The 16,569-nt window shown below is 37.3% G+C and carries 16 protein-coding genes; 13 read left to right on the top strand and 3 right to left on the bottom strand.

The window, feature by feature from the left end; all coding sequences use genetic code 11:
* Nucleotides 1-4: 4 nt before the first annotated feature.
* Nucleotides 5-988 carry a PorV/PorQ family protein gene (locus tag HH304_RS14590; RefSeq protein ID WP_169682934.1) on the bottom strand — a complete coding sequence of 328 codons (984 nt, stop codon included), beginning with the start codon at nucleotides 986-988 and terminating at the stop codon, nucleotides 5-7.
* The gene (gene lon / locus HH304_RS14585) at nucleotides 985-3,477 is read right to left on the bottom strand and encodes an endopeptidase La (protein WP_169682932.1); all 2,493 of its coding nucleotides are present in this window, start codon (nucleotides 3,475-3,477) and stop codon (nucleotides 985-987) included. Before lon ends, HH304_RS14590 begins: the two co-directional genes overlap by 4 nt.
* A gap of 179 nt (nucleotides 3,478-3,656) precedes the next feature.
* On the opposite strand from lon, the gene HH304_RS14580 reads away from it, so the two are divergent.
* The 3 genes from HH304_RS14580 to panB are packed head-to-tail and all read left to right on the top strand — an operon-like array spanning nucleotide 3,657 to nucleotide 6,561.
* Nucleotides 3,657-4,160 carry a phosphoribosyltransferase family protein gene (locus HH304_RS14580; RefSeq protein WP_169682930.1) on the top strand — a complete coding sequence of 168 codons (504 nt, stop codon included), beginning with the start codon at nucleotides 3,657-3,659 and terminating at the stop codon, nucleotides 4,158-4,160.
* Between the two features lie 3 nt (nucleotides 4,161-4,163).
* On the top strand, nucleotides 4,164-5,690 hold the full coding sequence (locus tag HH304_RS14575; RefSeq protein WP_169682929.1) for a PAS domain-containing sensor histidine kinase: 1,527 nt from the start codon (nucleotides 4,164-4,166) through the stop codon (nucleotides 5,688-5,690).
* A gap of 49 nt (nucleotides 5,691-5,739) precedes the next feature.
* Nucleotides 5,740-6,561 (top strand): 3-methyl-2-oxobutanoate hydroxymethyltransferase, encoded by an 822-nt coding sequence (panB, locus tag HH304_RS14570; protein WP_169682927.1) that lies wholly within the window; start codon nucleotides 5,740-5,742, stop codon nucleotides 6,559-6,561.
* Here panB and HH304_RS14565 read toward each other — a convergent pair.
* The gene (locus HH304_RS14565; protein WP_169682925.1) at nucleotides 6,555-7,130 is read right to left on the bottom strand and encodes a CAP domain-containing protein; all 576 of its coding nucleotides are present in this window, start codon (nucleotides 7,128-7,130) and stop codon (nucleotides 6,555-6,557) included. The genes panB and HH304_RS14565 overlap by 7 nt on opposite strands.
* 154 nt (nucleotides 7,131-7,284) lie before the next feature.
* Here HH304_RS14565 and HH304_RS14560 point away from each other — a divergent pair, with 154 nt between their 5' ends.
* The 10 genes from HH304_RS14560 (at nucleotide 7,285) to leuB (ending at nucleotide 16,509) form a co-directional block, all read left to right on the top strand.
* The gene (locus HH304_RS14560; protein WP_169682923.1) at nucleotides 7,285-8,508 is read left to right on the top strand and encodes an isocitrate dehydrogenase (NADP(+)); all 1,224 of its coding nucleotides are present in this window, start codon (nucleotides 7,285-7,287) and stop codon (nucleotides 8,506-8,508) included.
* A gap of 90 nt (nucleotides 8,509-8,598) precedes the next feature.
* Nucleotides 8,599-9,231 carry an LON peptidase substrate-binding domain-containing protein gene (locus tag HH304_RS14555; RefSeq protein ID WP_169682921.1) on the top strand — a complete coding sequence of 211 codons (633 nt, stop codon included), beginning with the start codon at nucleotides 8,599-8,601 and terminating at the stop codon, nucleotides 9,229-9,231.
* 51 nt (nucleotides 9,232-9,282) lie between these two features.
* Entirely contained in the window at nucleotides 9,283-9,786 is a 504-nt protein-coding gene (locus tag HH304_RS14550; protein WP_169682919.1) for an NADH-quinone oxidoreductase subunit A, read from the top strand.
* Entirely contained in the window at nucleotides 9,770-10,294 is a 525-nt protein-coding gene (locus tag HH304_RS14545; protein ID WP_169682917.1) for an NADH-quinone oxidoreductase subunit B, read from the top strand. Before HH304_RS14550 ends, HH304_RS14545 begins: the two co-directional genes overlap by 17 nt.
* Entirely contained in the window at nucleotides 10,294-10,818 is a 525-nt protein-coding gene (locus tag HH304_RS14540; RefSeq protein WP_169682915.1) for an NADH-quinone oxidoreductase subunit C, read from the top strand. Before HH304_RS14545 ends, HH304_RS14540 begins: the two co-directional genes overlap by 1 nt.
* A complete protein-coding gene (locus HH304_RS14535) occupies nucleotides 10,793-12,013 on the top strand; it encodes an NADH-quinone oxidoreductase subunit D (protein WP_169683286.1) in 1,221 nt (406 codons plus the stop codon). The genes HH304_RS14540 and HH304_RS14535 overlap by 26 nt, the downstream gene beginning before the upstream one ends.
* Nucleotides 12,014-12,248: 235 nt before the next feature.
* A complete protein-coding gene (locus tag HH304_RS14530; RefSeq protein ID WP_169682912.1) occupies nucleotides 12,249-13,409 on the top strand; it encodes a 2-isopropylmalate synthase in 1,161 nt (386 codons plus the stop codon).
* A 15-nt stretch (nucleotides 13,410-13,424) separates the two neighbouring features.
* Nucleotides 13,425-14,816 (top strand): 3-isopropylmalate dehydratase large subunit, encoded by a 1,392-nt coding sequence (leuC, locus tag HH304_RS14525; RefSeq protein WP_169682910.1) that lies wholly within the window; start codon nucleotides 13,425-13,427, stop codon nucleotides 14,814-14,816.
* A gap of 14 nt (nucleotides 14,817-14,830) precedes the next feature.
* Nucleotides 14,831-15,427 carry a 3-isopropylmalate dehydratase small subunit gene (gene leuD / locus HH304_RS14520; protein WP_169682908.1) on the top strand — a complete coding sequence of 199 codons (597 nt, stop codon included), beginning with the start codon at nucleotides 14,831-14,833 and terminating at the stop codon, nucleotides 15,425-15,427.
* Nucleotides 15,424-16,509: a 3-isopropylmalate dehydrogenase gene (gene leuB, locus HH304_RS14515; protein ID WP_169682906.1), complete on the top strand. Its 1,086-nt coding sequence runs from the start codon at nucleotides 15,424-15,426 to the stop codon at nucleotides 16,507-16,509. The genes leuD and leuB overlap by 4 nt, the downstream gene beginning before the upstream one ends.
* Nucleotides 16,510-16,569: the final 60 nt, after the last annotated feature.

Below are 16,569 nucleotides of genomic sequence, written 5' to 3'. Positions count from 1 at the left end.
AATATTATTTATTAAATATGGATGATATGTCTTTTTGTAAAGTAAGGTAGTTTACTCCTCCTCCCTGATGATAAAATCCATGGGAATAAGAAAACATGAACCCCTTTAAATTTAAATTAAATCCCAATGACATGCCGGAACTACCATTACCTTGTTCGGTTTTTAGTTGTTGTCTTCGATTAAAATTATAACCGGCCATGACATTGAAATTTTTATGAAGCAGGATTTCAACACCTGCACTTACATGATAAAACACTTTATCTATTCCCGAAGTTTCATTTTCTTCATCAATAAATTCTGGTCTTTTAATATTTAGATCAAAAGTTTGAAGTGTAAACCTGAAAGGTGCGAATTCTGGTTTGAAAGTCATTCCGGCTGATAGTCTTAATGGAACATCATTATCAAATGATTCACTACCAAATTTACCAAATTGCTGTATTGTTAGGGCTGCAGTAAAATCTTTCGTTGGATGGAAGTAAGTTCCGGAAAGATCAAAATAAACGATGCCTTCAGAGAACCCATCAAAATTTACTGACTCATAATTAATGTTCAGGCCTAATGAAAACAATCCTATTTTATGGGATACTCCGGAAGCTAGTCTCCAACCATTTGAAGAAAACTCTCCATCAGTAATACCCGTATTGCTAGTGCGTTCCAGCTTACCGTAATCAAGAAATTGAAACCCTCCCCAAATTCTCAATCCATTTTTTAATTTCTGTCCATATGCTACAGTTCCGTATTTGATATCAGATAAATAATCTCCATAGGTTATGTGGGTAAAACGTGATAGTGCAGAGTCAGGAACCATTGATGGGTTTCTAAACCAAACACTGGCATCATCAGATGAAGTTAGCGTTCTGCTTCCAAGTCCTGTGTCTTTAGCGGAGGTAGGAAACAATAACATTTGGGTCTGGTCTATATCCTGACCAAAACCCAATACAGTTAATGTCGAAAGTGAAAAAAATAGCAACGCACTTTTGATCGTCATATTCTGGTTTTTTCCATTGAATTGTTCTCATAAGTGAAAATCATCGGGTCATCAACCTTTGATTTTAATAATGCTATATTTAATACTTCATCGACAGTATCAATAAAATGGAATTTTAGATTCTTAATATAATCCGGTTCGATATCTTTCAGGTCTTTTCTGTTTTTAGAACACATTATGATCTCCTTAATTCCAGCTCTACCTGCGGCAAGAATCTTTTCTTTGATTCCTCCAACTGGAAGTACCTTTCCCCTAAGGGTAATTTCGCCAGTCATCGCCAGCTTATCTTTGACTTTTCTCTGGGTATAGATTGAAGCAAGAGAAGTAAGCATTGTGATACCTGCTGATGGACCATCTTTAGGAACTGCTCCGGCCGGTACGTGAACATGAAGATCATATTCATTAAATAGACGCTGGTCGATATTTAAATCATCAGCATTTGATTTTAAGTATGAAAGAGCTGTAACCGCAGATTCTTTCATAACATCTCCCAGCTGTCCTGAAAGAGTTAGCTTTCCTTTGCCTTTTGACAGACTGGATTCAATAAAAAGAATATCACCTCCGACAGGCGTCCAGGCTAATCCTGTTACCACACCAGCGTATTTATTGTTTTCATAAAGTTCCTGATCAAAAATTTCAGGACCTAATATCTCAATAATTCGTTTCGGAGTAATTTTTGAATCATATTCTTCTTCAAGAGCAATAGATTTTGCAATATTCCTGATAACCGAACCCACTTTTCTTTCAAGGTTTCTGACACCTGATTCACGCGTGTATCCATTAATCAGTTTGTCGATAGCAGCTTTGGCAAATGTTACGTCCTTAGCTTTTAAACCATGCTCTTTTCTTTGCTTCGGAATAAGGTGCTTTTTAGCAATTTCTACCTTTTCTTCATGAGTGTATCCAGTAATTTCGATTATCTCCATTCTGTCTCTTAATGGAGCAGGAATAGACTCAAGGCTGTTTGCTGTAGCGATAAATAAAACCTTTGAAAGGTCGTAATCAATTTCAAGAAAGTTATCGCTAAAGGTACTGTTTTGTTCCGGGTCAAGGACTTCCAATAGAGCTGAAGAAGGATCTCCTCTGTGACCAGAATCCAGTTTATCTATCTCGTCAAGTATGAATACCGGGTTTGATGACTCTGCCCTTTTAATGTTTTGGATAATTTTTCCGGGCATTGCACCAACATAGGTTTTTCTATGACCTCTAATCTCAGCCTCATCATGAACACCACCAAGTGACATCCTTACATACTTTCTGTTCAAAGCTCTGGCAACAGATCTTCCCAGTGAAGTTTTACCTACACCCGGAGGGCCATAAAGGCATAAAATCGGTGCTTTCATATCCTTTTTCAGCTTTAAAACAGCAAGATATTCTATAATTCTTTCCTTGACTTTAGTTAGGCCATAATGATCTTTGTCAAGAACTTCCTTGGCGCGTTTGAGGTCAAAATTATCTTCAGTGAGCTCATTCCATGGTAATTCAAGTAATAGCTCACAATAGTTAATCAATACAGGATATTCAGCAGCCTGAGGGTTAAGTCTCAGGATTTTGTCAAGCTCTTTATTAAAATGTTCATGAACATTGTCTGGCCAGTTTTTATCCTCGCCTTTTAATCTCAATTCTTCAATTTCTGCTTCCGGCCCTTCCTGACCCAATTCATCCTGAAGAATTCTTATTTGCTGACGCAGGTAATAATCACGCTGTTGTTGATCGATATCAACATGAACTTTATTTTGGATCTCTTGCTTTATTTCAAGCATTTTGATGTCACGCATCATGTATTCCAAAAGCAATGATGCACGCTTAAATCCATCATTTATTTCAAGAAGTTTTTGCTTTTCGTCTACCTCAGCATTGATATTTGAGCAAAGGAAATGAGTCAAAAACTTTGTGCTTTCAATATTGTCAAGCGCAACCTGAGCTTCTTGAGGGATATCAGGATTAAGCTTTAAAATTTTATTTGCAGAATCTTTAAGTGACTGAACCAGAGCCTGAAGATTTTCATTTGAGTCAGCAGGAAAGCTTTCTTCAAGGACAGAATGTTTAACCTTTAAATAAGGGTCTTCAGTAACAAATTCATCTATTTTGAACCTCTTTTTACCCTGAATAATGATAGTAATATTTCCATCAGGTAAAACAATCATTTTAATTATTCTGGCAATAGTTCCCACCTGATAAATATCATCCTTACCGGGATCTTCATTGTTACTTTGTTTTTGAGCAACTACACCTATAATTCTCTCTTTTTCATAAACCTGCTTTACCAGTTTGACAGATTTTTTTCTGCCTACAGTAATGGGAATTACTACCCCGGGAAACAATACGGTGTTTTTTATAGGAAGGACAGGTAGTTCTTCAGGAAGATTATCCATTAATTTGTCATCATCACCTTCCTGTTCAGGATTGATGAGTTGTAGCATATCACCTGAATTATCCTCTGCCAATTCTGTTAATACCAACGATGAAAGCTTATTTTCTTTGCTCATAATCTATATAAATGTGCCAAGATGGCATGTAATATTCAATTTTATTTTAATTTAAGGTGATCGTCTATATGGCAAGCCTTGTGCCAAAGCTTAAATTTACGATATAACCTGACAATATATCAGTCAGTTTTAAATTATTGGAAACTAAATATTACTTTTAGGTTCATAAATAGACAAAAATGACTTCAGTAGAAAACAAAATTTTAGATGCTAAGGCTGTTCATCAGAAAATAATCAGAATGGCTTATGAAATTTATGAAAGAAATTTTGAAGAGAGTAATCTGATTATGGCCGGAATAGAAGGTGCCGGTGTTGATCTGGCTCATGCTTTGGCAAAAGAGGTTAAGAAAATAAGCAAGATTGAAGTTGAAGTTGTTGAAGTTCTTATTGATAAATCCAATCCTGATGAAGTAAAGCTTTCAGATGAAACTCCTGTTTCAAATATTAGTGATAGTGTGGTGATTTTAGTTGATGATGTGTTGAATACCGGTAGAACGATGGCGAATAGTATGAAGATATTTCTTGGGACTTCAGTTAAGAAAATAGAAACTGCCGTTCTTGTGAACAGAAGTCATAAATCGTTTCCGGTTTTAGCAAACTACCTTGGGTATGAGTTATCTACCACACTAAATGATCATATCAAAGTGGTTCTGGGGGAAGAACCGGCAGTATATCTGAAATAGTGTATGAAGAATCGGGTTAATCCAGGAATTGAGGATAAAATATCCAGAGCCAGGATGGTTCTTATTGAAGGAGATCCTGAAATCGCCTCTCAAAATAAGGAGTTGTTTCTTATGAGAAAGATTATTTCAGGTACCTATGAAGGACTATGGCTCTTTGATGTAAAAGATGAAAAGGTCTATGTGAATGATCAATGGATCAAGATGATGGGCTATGAAGTAAATGAGGTGGACCTTAATATGAATCTTTGGATGGATTGGGTTCATGAGGAAGATAAGGGGATCGCCATCAGATCATTTATGGAAAAACTCGAAAATGTTGAACCCTCAGAATTTTATCAGATTTTCAGATTGAAGCATAAGGCAGGAAACTATTGTTATATAAGATCAAGGGCGAATTTTTTATATGATGAAGAAGGGAATCTGGAATATATTGTAGGAACGCATAAGGATGTTTCTGAAGAAATAAAAGCCAAAAAGGAACTCGAAGAAGCAAAGGAAAAGTATTATATTCTTTATCAGAATTCTCAGGTTGTAACGGTAATTACAGAGGCATCAACAGGAAAAATCCTTGAAGCAAATAGACGGTTTTATCAATTAACAGGAGCTGACAAGGACTCGGATGAAGTTTATATCCAGAACTTTTATCATAGTCCGGAGGATAGAAAAAGGTTTCTTGAAAAACTTTATCGTGATGGCAGAGTTGAAGATTTTGAGCTTGAAATCAGAACTGTGTGGGGAGGTAAGTTATACGGCCTGGTTTCTGCAACACTAAATAAAGATAAGGATAGGCTTGATGCGGTAATTAGTGATATTACAGAGTTGAAAAAGAGTATGATAGAGCTTGAGCAAGTTAATTATGAACTTGACAGGTTTGTTTATCATGCTAGTCACGATCTTCGATCTCCTTTAAAATCTGTGTTAGGCCTGGTTAATCTATTGCGAAAAGATGAGGATCCGGAAATCCAGGCAAAATGCGTTGATGAGATCGAGAATAGCGTAAAACGACTTGATGATCTTGTAGGCGACCTGCTTCATATCAGTAGAAACAGCAGGCTGGATATTAAGAAAGAAAGAATTCACTTACAGGTGGAGGTTAACCAGGCTATTGCTGTTTATGGAGCGATAGAAAATATGAAAAACCTGCAGGTTTTTAGTCATATTCGTGAAATAGAACCATTTTATTCTGACCCACCCCGAGTCAGGATTGTATTAAATAACATAATTTCCAATGCCCTGAAATATCGCAGAGATATTCCAGACAGCTATATAAGGATAACTGCCGTTGTAACTGAGAAGGAAGCTGTAATTACCATCGAGGATAACGGAGAAGGTATTCCTGAAAACAAAATTGATGGGATTTTTGATATGTTTAGCCGGGCAACAGAAAAAAGCAGTGGTTCCGGGTTAGGGCTTTATCTTGTCGATACTACAATAGATAAACTCAATGGGACTATAGAAGTAGAAAGTGAAGAAGGCAAAGGAACTACTTTTAAAGTTGTCATTCCAAATCATTATTCGGATAGTATTTGAAAAGTAGGTCAGTCTTTCGCACTTTTGTTAATCAAAACCACATTTAATCATGTCAGTACACAGATCTTCAGATATAAAAAAAATCACAACGCACATACTACAAGAAATGAAAAACACCGGAGAGAAAATTGCTATGCTTACGGCATACGATTACTCTATGGCTAAAATCATTGATCAATCTGGTATTGATATTATTTTAGTTGGTGATTCGGCATCTAATGTTATGGCAGGTCATGAAACTACACTTCCTATCACCCTTGATCAGATGATTTATCATGCTGGAAGTGTGATCAGAGCGGTTGACAGAGCATTAGTTGTTGTCGATATTCCATTTGGGTCTTATCAGGGTAGTTCGAGTGAGGCATTGCGTTCTTCGGTAAGAATTATGAAAGAATCTGGTGCTCACGCTGTGAAAATGGAAGGGGGAAGCGAAATTCAAGAGTCTATCGAGCGTGTGCTGTCAGCAGGTGTTCCGGTAATGGGGCATTTAGGACTAACCCCACAATCAATTTATAAATTTGGAACCTATACTGTTAGAGCCAAAGAAGATGAAGAGGCTCAAAAATTAATTGAAGATGCTGAGTTGTTAGAGCGTATTGGTTGCTTTGCACTTGTATTAGAAAAAATCCCTTCGAAACTTGCTAAGGAAGTTGCTCAAAGAGTGTCTATTCCAGTTATAGGAATTGGTGCAGGTCCAGATGTTGATGGCCAGGTATTAGTGGTCCATGACATGTTGGGTATAACTCAGGAATTTAAACCTAGATTCCTTAGACAATATGCAGATTTGAATGATATAATGTCCAAAGCTTTTAATAATTACATCGATGATGTGAAGTCAGGCGGTTTTCCTACTGATAAAGAAAGCTATTGACATATTTTCGGTTGGGGTGATTGATCAGGGGCAGGTCCAAACCATACTACCGCCCAGTTTCCGTCGATTGCCACCCCAATCGATTCCCATTTTATCTGTTTCCAAATGCTAGTGTTTGTTACCACTTCATTATGAGCAGTACTGTTTTTCCATCCCTTTAAGGCATCCTCTGCAGTTGCTTTTCCTGAATGATAGAATATTATTTCATAGCCATGAGCGTAATACTCAGCAATTTCCTTTGGCTTATTCCACATGCAGTTTGATTGTTTGTGATCAGATGTATAGCAGCATGATGTCCAGTTTCCTTTATCTGACCAGCTATGAGGGTTGCAGGTTTCATCAAAGGAATAATTTTCCATTAAGTCACGGGCATGAGTTTTTGCGACTAATGTGAGTTTGGAAGATAATTTTACTGAATGCAATTTTTTTGAGATTCTGTAATCATTCAAAATTTCCAGTAAGAGGGCCTCTTCACTGGTAATACATATACTTTCAGTAGTCTGTACAGGTTTTTCTGTAGAGAAAAAAGATGTAGATAAGGATAAAATCAGTGTTAAAATGAGAGTCATATAATATGTTATTTTTGTTATAACGAATTTTATGGTGACTCATTATATATAACAACAGAATGAAGCTATACTTCATTTAAACATAATTTCGTAACTTCGTGCCCAAATTGTAAAATTTAGAAACTAACTCGGAATACTAACACGTAGATTTACTATGGACAAAATTAAAGTAGCAAATCCGGTTGTAGAACTGGACGGTGATGAAATGACTCGGGTAATATGGCAGTTTATTAAAGACAAACTGATCCTTCCGTACCTGGATATTGATATTAAGTACTATGATCTTGGAATGGAGAGTCGTGATGCGACAAATGACCAGATCACAGTTGATGCAGCTAATGCAATCAAAAAATATAATGTTGGTATTAAATGTGCTACCATCACTCCTGATGAGGCGCGTGTTGAAGAGTTTGGTCTGAAAGAAATGTACCGTTCTCCTAATGGTACGATCAGAAATATTCTTGGAGGTACTGTTTTCCGTGAGCCAATTTTGATTAACAATGTTCCTCGATTGGTTCCAGGATGGACAAAGCCTATTTGTATCGGTCGTCATGCATTTGGAGATCAGTATAGAGCAACAGATACTTTGACAAAAGGTAAAGGTAAATTGACAATGACTTTCACTCCTGAAAATGGTGAGCCTCAAACTTTTGAAGCTTATGATTTTAATGGTGATGGTATTGCAATGATTATGTACAACACTGACGAATCTATTTACGGATTTGCTCGTGCTTGTTTTAACATGGCTTACGAAAAGAAATGGCCTCTTTATATGTCTACTAAAAACACTATCCTTAAGAAGTATGATGGTAGATTTAAAGATATTTTCGAAGAGGTATATCAGAATGAGTGGAAGGCTAAATTTGATGAAGCTGGAATTACTTACGAGCACAGATTAATCGATGATATGGTTGCTGCGGCTCTTAAGTGGGAAGGTGGATTCGTTTGGGCTTGTAAAAACTATGATGGTGATGTACAGTCTGATACAGTAGCTCAAGGTTTCGGATCTTTAGGTTTGATGACTTCAACATTGATTACTCCTGATGGAAAAACAATGGAAGCTGAAGCAGCTCACGGTACTGTAACTCGTCACTACCGTCAGCATCAGCAAGGTAAGCCTACATCAACTAATCCAATTGCTTCAATATTTGCGTGGACAAGAGGTTTAGCTTTCAGAGGTAAACTTGATGATAACCAGAAGCTGGTTGATTTTGCTCATAGCTTAGAAGCTGTTTGTATCGAAGCAGTAGAGAATGGCAAAATGACAAAGGACCTTGCTTTGTTAATTCATGGTGATAAAATGACTCAAGATCATTATCTTACTACTGAGGAATTCCTTGCAGTACTTGATGAAGGTCTAAAAGCAAAGCTGAATTAATAATATTTAGCAAATAAAATTCTAAAAAGCACTGCCTGTTGGTAGTGCTTTTTTTATTGAACAAAGTCTGGTTAGCTAAGTTTATTTTATATGAAAAATTTTCTACCTCTATTTCCATTGAAAATGGTAGCTTTTCCTGGCGAACCGATAAATCTTCATGTATTTGAATCCAGATATAAACAGCTGGTTAATGAATGTATTCAAACTGATCAACCTTTTGGTATTCCCGGATATGTAACTGGGGTGATCGAATATGGTATCGAAGTACGAATTGAAGAACTATCGCATACCTATTCAGATGGTAGAATGGATATAAAGACAAGAGGGGAAAGAGTTTTTAAAGTTGAGAATTATAAAAATCCATGGCCTGGAAAACTTTATGCGGGAGGAGAGGTAGTCTATCTTGATAATGTTTATGATAGTGTTGATTCGATAGTTAAAGACAGGTATTATTCATTGATAAATGAACTTTTTGAATTATTAAATCTAAAAACCATTGATCCGGCACTCGAACAGATTAGTAGTTACGATCTTGCACATAAGGTTGGGCTATCAATAAGTCAGGAATATGAATTGTTAAAACTTACCAGAGAAAGCGAAAGAAAAATGTTTATTGTAGACCACCTTGAGCATACTTTGCCTGTGATAAAGGAGTATGAACGCTCAAGAACTGTAATAAAAATGAATGGTCATTTTAAACACCTTAAGCCTCCCAGGTTTTAAGGTAATTCAGTTTTCACTATATTGCTTTAAAAATAAGCGCCCAATATTAGTATGGCTGAAAATATAGATCTGTCAAACCTGTCAATACTGTTATTGTTTATCGTTGGAGGAGCTGTATTTACCCTTGGAGGTGTAATTACAAGTAAGATTATCCGAACTGATAGACCCAACCCCGAAAAAAACACTTCCTATGAAAGTGGTGAAGATCCTGTTGGTAATGCATGGGGACAATTTAACCTTAGGTTTTATCTTGTAGCATTGATGTTTTTGCTTTTTGAGGTTGAACTCATATTCTTATTTCCCTGGGCAACAGTTTTTGGAGATGAGCAGTTAATCGCTCAGACCGGCGGACGTTGGGGGTGGTTGGTATGGCTTGAGATGGTGATATTTATTTTAATATTGGCGTTGGGTTTGGCGTATGCCTGGAGAAAGGGGTTTATTACCTGGGAAAAGCCAAAAAAATCTATTTACCTCTTCAAATCTCCTGTTCCTGGTAGGTTGTATGAAGAGTTTAATGAACGAATGAAGGATAAAGAACATGGCAACAAAAAATGATGGTTATGGACAAGGTGGGGTTATCATTGCTAAGCTTGATGACCTGATAAACTGGGCAAGGTTGTCTAGTATGTGGCCTATGAGTTTTGGGCTGGCTTGTTGCGCCATAGAATTTATGTCTGCCGGAGCTACTCCTTATGATCTTGATAGACTGGGTATCGTTCCGAGAGCATCTCCGCGCCAGTCTGATGTTATGATTGTTGCAGGGACGGTAACTTTTAAAATGGCTGACAGGGTTAGGAGGCTTTATGAACAAATGCCAGAGCCTAGATATGTGATTTCGATGGGGTCTTGTGCAAATTGTGGGGGTCCATATTGGGAGCATGGTTATCATGTGGTTAAAGGAGTTGATAGAGTTATTCCTGTAGATGTGTATGTTCCAGGTTGTCCACCTAGACCGGAAGCGTTAATCGGAGGATTTATAAAACTTCAGGAGAAGATAAGGACGGAAAGTATTCTTGCCCCAAAGAAAATTCATAAGTTGTTGAAAAAAGAAAAAGCTGTTTAATGGACTTTCATCAGATATATTTATTGCTACTGAATAAATTCGGTGAGGAGGTAATTCTTGAAAAGGTAGAAAATTCTACTCCCGAGGGTTTAGTTATTCACAAGGATCATATTTTTGATGTTTGTCGTGAGTGTTATATAAATTCGGAATTGTATTTTGATTCATTGTCTTGCCTGACAGGTATTGATAACGGCCCGGATGCTGGCACAATGGAGGTTATTTATAACTTATACTCTATTCCATTTGGGAGGCAATTGATGTTAAAGGCTGTACTCAAGCGTAATTCAGAAGGTGAGTCAATGCCTTCATTAAGCTCTGTGTCAAAGATCTGGAAAACAGCAGACTGGCATGAAAGAGAAGTATTTGACCTATATGGAATACATTTTAATGACCATGAGGATCTTAGAAGAATACTTATGCCTGAAGACTGGGAAGGTCACCCGCTGAGAAAAGATTATCAAAATTTGGAAACCTATCATGGTGTAAAAGTGCCTTATGATGACAGAGAAAACCCTGCAGTATAAATTTGATCCTGAAAACTTAAGAAAATCATCTCCGGGTAAATACAAGGAAGAAGACCTTAGGAGAGAGGAGATGATTATTAATATTGGGCCTCATCACCCGAGTACCCATGGTGTACTTCGTCTAGAAGTTTTAACAGATGGTGAGATAGTCAAAGATGTGGTTCCTCACTTAGGTTTTTTGCATCGTTGTTTTGAGAAGCATGCTGAAGCATTAGCTTATAATCAGATTATTCCATACGTAGACAGGCTCGATTATGTAGCAGCGATGAATAATGAGCATGCTTATGTTATGGGAGTTGAAAAAATGCTTGGGTTAGAAGGGCAACTACCTAAACGCATTGAATACATTAGAGTATTGACTGCAGAGTTAAACCGGCTAGCTAGTCACTTTGTGGCTATGGGGACCTATGGCATGGATATAGGAGCTATGACGGCGTTTTTCTGGTTGATGAGAGATAGAGAGATTATTCTAAGAATGTTTGAATGGCTTAGTGGCGCCAGGTTGCTATATAATTACCAGTGGATAGGTGGAGTTTACTACGATTTACCTTTAGGTTTTGAAGAACGGTGTTTCGAGTTGGTAGGATATTTAAAGCCTAAACTGACTGAACTTGAAAACCTGATTATCAATAATAAGATATTTATTGAACGTACCGCCAAAGTAGGTGTGATGTCTATCGATACGGCAATAAATTATGGTGTTACTGGTCCACTTTTAAGAGCTTCAGGATTGAAACATGACCTTCGAAGGGTTGATGGATATTCTGTGTACCCTGAAATTGACTTTGAGATTCCGGTAGGAGAAGGGAAAATGGGTACAGTAGGTGACTGTTGGGATAGAATGTGGGTTAGATTACAAGAGTGTAAACAATCTTTGGAGATCATCACACAATGTCTTGATAAATTAAAAAAAGATCACCGTCGCACCAGAGATTTTGACCCATGGGAAATGGTTCCTAAAAAGATAAGGCCAAAAGCTCAGGATTTATATGTCAGAGCTGAAAATCCAAAAGGCGAATTAGGCTTTTATTTTAGGGCTGATGGTAAGAGTGATGTGCCTTTCAGATGTAAAGTCCGCTCATGCTGCTTTTCTAACTTATCGGTTTTGCCTGAGATAGCAAAAGGATCTTACATAGCTGATTTAATTGCGATTGTTGGATCATTAGATTTTGTACTGGGTGAAGTTGATAGGTAGAATACTTACGTTTGTTAGCTTCACTAGCTAACGCTTGTAAGTGAAAATATTTCAAAAATATTTCAAAAATTTAGTTTTTTTTCATTTTATGCTCCTTTTATATAACTAAAATTCAATTTTTTCAGGTGTCTTGCAAAGGAGGGTGAAATTGTATTATTTGTGGTTTCCTAATTGAGATTGAAACGATGTTTCAGTTTATTTTTTAGTGTGATATTATTAGGCAAATCGGATAATCATGAGTGAAAAAATTCAAATTTTTGACACAACCTTAAGGGATGGAGAACAGGTCCCGGGTTGTCAGTTAAATACAGCAGAAAAGGTAGAAGTCGCTAAAGGACTTGAGAAGTTGGGAGTTGATATCATCGAGGCGGGGTTTCCTGTAAGTAGTCCTGGAGATTTTAACTCGGTAGTTGAAATTTCAAGGGCGGTAACAGAGCCGGTAGTTTGTGCTCTGACTCGTGCCAAAGTAATGGATATAAATCTTGCTGCACAGGCTTTGAAGTTTGCAAAACGTCCAAGAATTCATACCGGGATAGGGGCTTCAGACATTCATATTGAACATAAGTTTAAATCTTCAAGAGAAAAAGTTCTTGAGCAGGGTGTATCAGCAGTTAAGTATGCTAAGAAGTTTGTGGAGGATGTTGAGTTTTATTGTGAAGATGCAGGTAGGGCAAATCTTCAATATCTTGCCCAAATGGTAGAAGCAGTGATTGCTGCAGGAGCAACAGTTGTCAATATTCCTGATACCACAGGTTATAACCTTCCGGATGTCTTCGGACAAAAAATCAGATTCCTGTTTGAAAATGTATCCAATATTCATAAAGCTATAATTTCTGTTCACTGTCATAATGATCTCGGATTAGCAACTGCTAACACAGTCGCAGGTATCCAGAATGGTGCTCGCCAGGTAGAGGTTACAATGAACGGAATCGGCGAACGTGCCGGAAATACTTCTCTTGAGGAAGTAGTTATGATTCTTAAGAGTCACCCACATTTGAATTTTGAAACAAATGTAAATCCGAAATTAATTACCCCTTTAAGTAATATGGTTTCCCGAATGATGAACATGCCTGTTCAGCCAAACAAGGCAATCGTCGGGGCTAATGCATTTGCTCACTCTTCGGGAATTCACCAGGATGGGTTTTTGAAGAATAAAGAAAACTATGAAATTATTGATCCTTCAGATGTAGGTGCAGGAGATTCTAACATTGTATTGACAGCTAGAAGTGGTCGTCATGCGCTGAAGCATAGACTTCAAAAACTTGGATATTTGTTCGAAAAAGATGAGCTTGAAGTGCTTTATGTTGAATTTTTGAACATGGCAGACAAGAAAAAGCAGATCGATGATGAAGATCTTCATGTATTAGCAAAAATCGAAACAACAATAACCAAATAAATAAGATTAATACCAATGGGAAAAACCCTTTTTGATAAAGTATGGGAACGTCATGTTGTGCACAAGGTTTCCCCATCAACAGATCTACTATATATTGACAAACACCTTATTCATGAAGTGACAAGTCCACAAGCATTTGCCGGACTTGAAGCAAGGGGTCTTAAAGTATTCCGTCCTGAAAATACAGTTGCAACAGCAGACCATAATGTGCCGACTAAAGATCAGCATTTACCTATTCGTGAAGCGCTAAGTCGCAAGCAAGTAGAAAAGCTAACAGAAAACTGTGAAAAACATGGGATTGAGCTTTATGGTTTGGGGCATAGGTATCAGGGCATTGTTCATGTGATAGGTCCTGAGTTAGGGATAACACAACCAGGCATGACTATGGTTTGTGGTGATAGCCATACAAGTACGCATGGTGCTTTTGGTTCGATAGCTTTTGGGATTGGAACTTCTGAAGTTGAGCAAGTTTTTGCTACTCAATGTCTATTGCAGAAGAAGCCAAAAACAATGAGAATCAAAGTTGATGGTGAATTAAAGAAAGGTGTTCTATCAAAAGACATAATTCTATATATAATAAGTAAAATATCTTCATCAGGAGGAACCGGTTATTTCGTGGAATATGCAGGCTCAGCAATTGAAAGTCTGAGTATGGAGGCGAGAATGACAATATGTAACATGAGTATTGAAATGGGTGCTCGTGGAGGTATAATTGCTCCTGATCAAACAACTTTTGATTACATCAAAGGAAGAGAGTTTGCTCCAAAAGGTGAAGCTTTTGATAAAGCAGTAGCCGATTGGTCTGAGTTGCGAACAGATGATGATGCGAAATTTGATGTTGAATATGTGTTTGATGCTGCTGATATCGAGCCAATGATCACCTATGGAACTAACCCTGGTATGGGAATGAAATTAAGTTCTATTGTGCCTGATGAGAATGCCATAGATGATATTAATGAAAAAAAGAGTTTTCAGAAGTCTTTGGAGTATATGGGGCTGAAGTCTGGTGAACAATTACTTGGTAAGAAGGTGAATTATGTGTTTATTGGAAGTTGTACAAATAGCCGCATTGAAGATCTTCGTTTGGTAGCAGATTATGTGAAAGGGAAGAAAAAAGCAGAAAATATTAATGCGTTATTTATTCCAGGCTCAAAGCAAGTTGAGAAGCAAGCTATAGAAGAAGGGTTAGATAAGATATTTGCTGAAGCAGGGTTTGAACTTCGTGAACCGGGTTGTTCGGCCTGTCTTGGGATGAATGAAGATAAAATTCCACAAGGAGAATATTGTGTTTCAACCAGTAATAGAAATTTTGAAGGCAGACAAGGTCCGGGCGCCAGAACGCTTTTGGCAAGCCCATTAACCGCTGCTGCAACAGCAATTAAAGGATATATTTCTATTGCAGAATAAATAACTCAACTAACATGCAAAAAATATCAATAATCAGTTCTACGGCAGTGCCAATGCCGGTTGACAATGTCGATACTGATCAAATTATTCCGGCACGATTCCTTAAAGCCACCTCCAGAGAGGGGTTTGGTGAAAATTTATTTAGAGACTGGCGTTATAATAGCGATGGGTCTCCAAAATCAGATTTCGTATTAAATAGTGATACATATACCGGAGAAGTTTTAGTTGCCGGTAAGAATTTTGGTAGTGGCTCAAGTAGGGAGCACGCTGCCTGGGCTATTTATGATTATGGCTTCAGAGTAGTAGTTTCATCATTCTTTGCAGATATTTTTAAAAATAATGCATTAAACAATGGTCTTTTACCTGTACAGGTATCGCCTGAATTTCTTAATGAAATCTTTAATGAGATTGAAAAAGATCCGTCAGTTTTAATTACAGTTGATTTGCCAAATCAGACAGTAAAATTAGAATCAACGGGTACAGAAGAACAATTTGAGATCAGCGACTATAAAAAGAAATGCCTTATCAATGGGTTTGATGATATAGATTATATTCTGACCCTAAAGAATGAAATAATAAATTTTGAAAAAGAGAGAGTTAAATATTCATGAGTGATATAAAGAAAATTGCTGTATTACCTGGTGATGGAATTGGACCTGAAGTATGTCGTGAGGCCGTTAAGGTAATGAATGCAGTATGTGAAAGATTCGGACATAAGTTTGAATATGAATATGGTCTTGTTGGAGCAGCGGCAATCGATGAAACGGGTGATCCTTATCCGATAAAAACGCATGAATTATGTACACAGTCTGATGCTATTTTATTCGGAGCCATTGGAGATCCGAAATATGATAATAATCCAAATGCAAAGGTACGTCCGGAACAAGGATTGCTAAGGATGCGTAAATCATTAGGTTTATATGCAAACATTCGTCCTGTGACAGCCTATGAAGCATTGTTGTCGTCTTCACCTCTTAAACATGAAAGAATATCAGGCACAGACCTGGTTATTTTCAGAGAGCTTACAGGTGGGATATATTTCGGCAAACCTAGTGGGCGTTCAGAAAATGACCAGGAAGCATTTGACGCAAGTTTATATTCCAGAGAAGAAATCAGGAGGATAGCAGTAAAGGCATTTGAAGCTGCAAGGAAGCGAAGAAATAAAGTTACTCTTGTAGATAAGGCAAATGTATTGGCAACTTCAAGATTGTGGCGAGATGAGGTAACTGAATTACATAAATCTGATTATTCAGATGTGCAGTTGGAATTTTTATTTGTTGATAACGCAGCAATGCAATTAATCCTTAATCCGTCAGGGTTTGATGTTGTGTTAACTGAGAATATGTTCGGAGACATTCTGTCAGACGAGGCCTCAGTTATAGGAGGTTCACTGGGATTGTTGCCGAGCGCTTCTATAGGTGATAAATCTGCATTGTATGAGCCAGTTCATGGATCATATCCACAGGCTACAGGTAAAGATATTGCAAACCCTGTAGCGACGATATTATCAGCAGCAATGCTTTTGGAGACATCATTTGATATGATTGAAGAAGCAAATACAATCAGAGAAGCTGTTAATGATTCATTAAATAAGAAAGTTGGAACGGAAGATCTGTTTTCTGATAATCCTCATTCGACCACAGAAGTTGGTTATTTTATTTCTGATTTTATTCTTCAAAGAGAAACAATATAAGTTTTGTTATAATTCTTGATTACAACCGGGATGGTATTAACTGTCCCGGTTTTTTTATAT

It is taken from the genome of Marinigracilibium pacificum (assembly GCF_012926615.1).
GTDB lineage: Bacteria > Bacteroidota > Bacteroidia > Cytophagales > Cyclobacteriaceae > Mangrovivirga > Mangrovivirga pacifica.
This window is presented reverse-complemented; position numbering and strand designations above follow the sequence as displayed.

Bases quoted from the DNA above. Each gene is read 5' to 3' on its own strand.
- HH304_RS14530 (WP_169682912.1), top strand. From the start codon at position 12,249: ATGAGTGAAAAAATTCAAATTTTTGACACAACCTTAAGGGATGGAGAA.
- HH304_RS14540 (WP_169682915.1), top strand. From the start codon at position 10,294: ATGGACTTTCATCAGATATATTTATTGCTACTGAATAAATTCGGTGAG.
- HH304_RS14555 (WP_169682921.1), top strand. From the start codon at position 8,599: ATGAAAAATTTTCTACCTCTATTTCCATTGAAAATGGTAGCTTTTCCT.
- HH304_RS14550 (WP_169682919.1), top strand. From the start codon at position 9,283: ATGGCTGAAAATATAGATCTGTCAAACCTGTCAATACTGTTATTGTTT.
- panB (WP_169682927.1), top strand. From the start codon at position 5,740: ATGTCAGTACACAGATCTTCAGATATAAAAAAAATCACAACGCACATA.
- HH304_RS14565 (WP_169682925.1), bottom strand. From the start codon at position 7,130: ATGACTCTCATTTTAACACTGATTTTATCCTTATCTACATCTTTTTTC.
- lon (WP_169682932.1), bottom strand. From the start codon at position 3,477: ATGAGCAAAGAAAATAAGCTTTCATCGTTGGTATTAACAGAATTGGCA.
- HH304_RS14580 (WP_169682930.1), top strand. From the start codon at position 3,657: ATGACTTCAGTAGAAAACAAAATTTTAGATGCTAAGGCTGTTCATCAG.
- leuC (WP_169682910.1), top strand. From the start codon at position 13,425: ATGGGAAAAACCCTTTTTGATAAAGTATGGGAACGTCATGTTGTGCAC.
- HH304_RS14535 (WP_169683286.1), top strand. From the start codon at position 10,793: ATGACAGAGAAAACCCTGCAGTATAAATTTGATCCTGAAAACTTAAGA.
- leuD (WP_169682908.1), top strand. From the start codon at position 14,831: ATGCAAAAAATATCAATAATCAGTTCTACGGCAGTGCCAATGCCGGTT.
- HH304_RS14590 (WP_169682934.1), bottom strand. From the start codon at position 988: ATGACGATCAAAAGTGCGTTGCTATTTTTTTCACTTTCGACATTAACT.
- HH304_RS14560 (WP_169682923.1), top strand. From the start codon at position 7,285: ATGGACAAAATTAAAGTAGCAAATCCGGTTGTAGAACTGGACGGTGAT.
- HH304_RS14545 (WP_169682917.1), top strand. From the start codon at position 9,770: ATGGCAACAAAAAATGATGGTTATGGACAAGGTGGGGTTATCATTGCT.
- HH304_RS14575 (WP_169682929.1), top strand. From the start codon at position 4,164: ATGAAGAATCGGGTTAATCCAGGAATTGAGGATAAAATATCCAGAGCC.
- leuB (WP_169682906.1), top strand. From the start codon at position 15,424: ATGAGTGATATAAAGAAAATTGCTGTATTACCTGGTGATGGAATTGGA.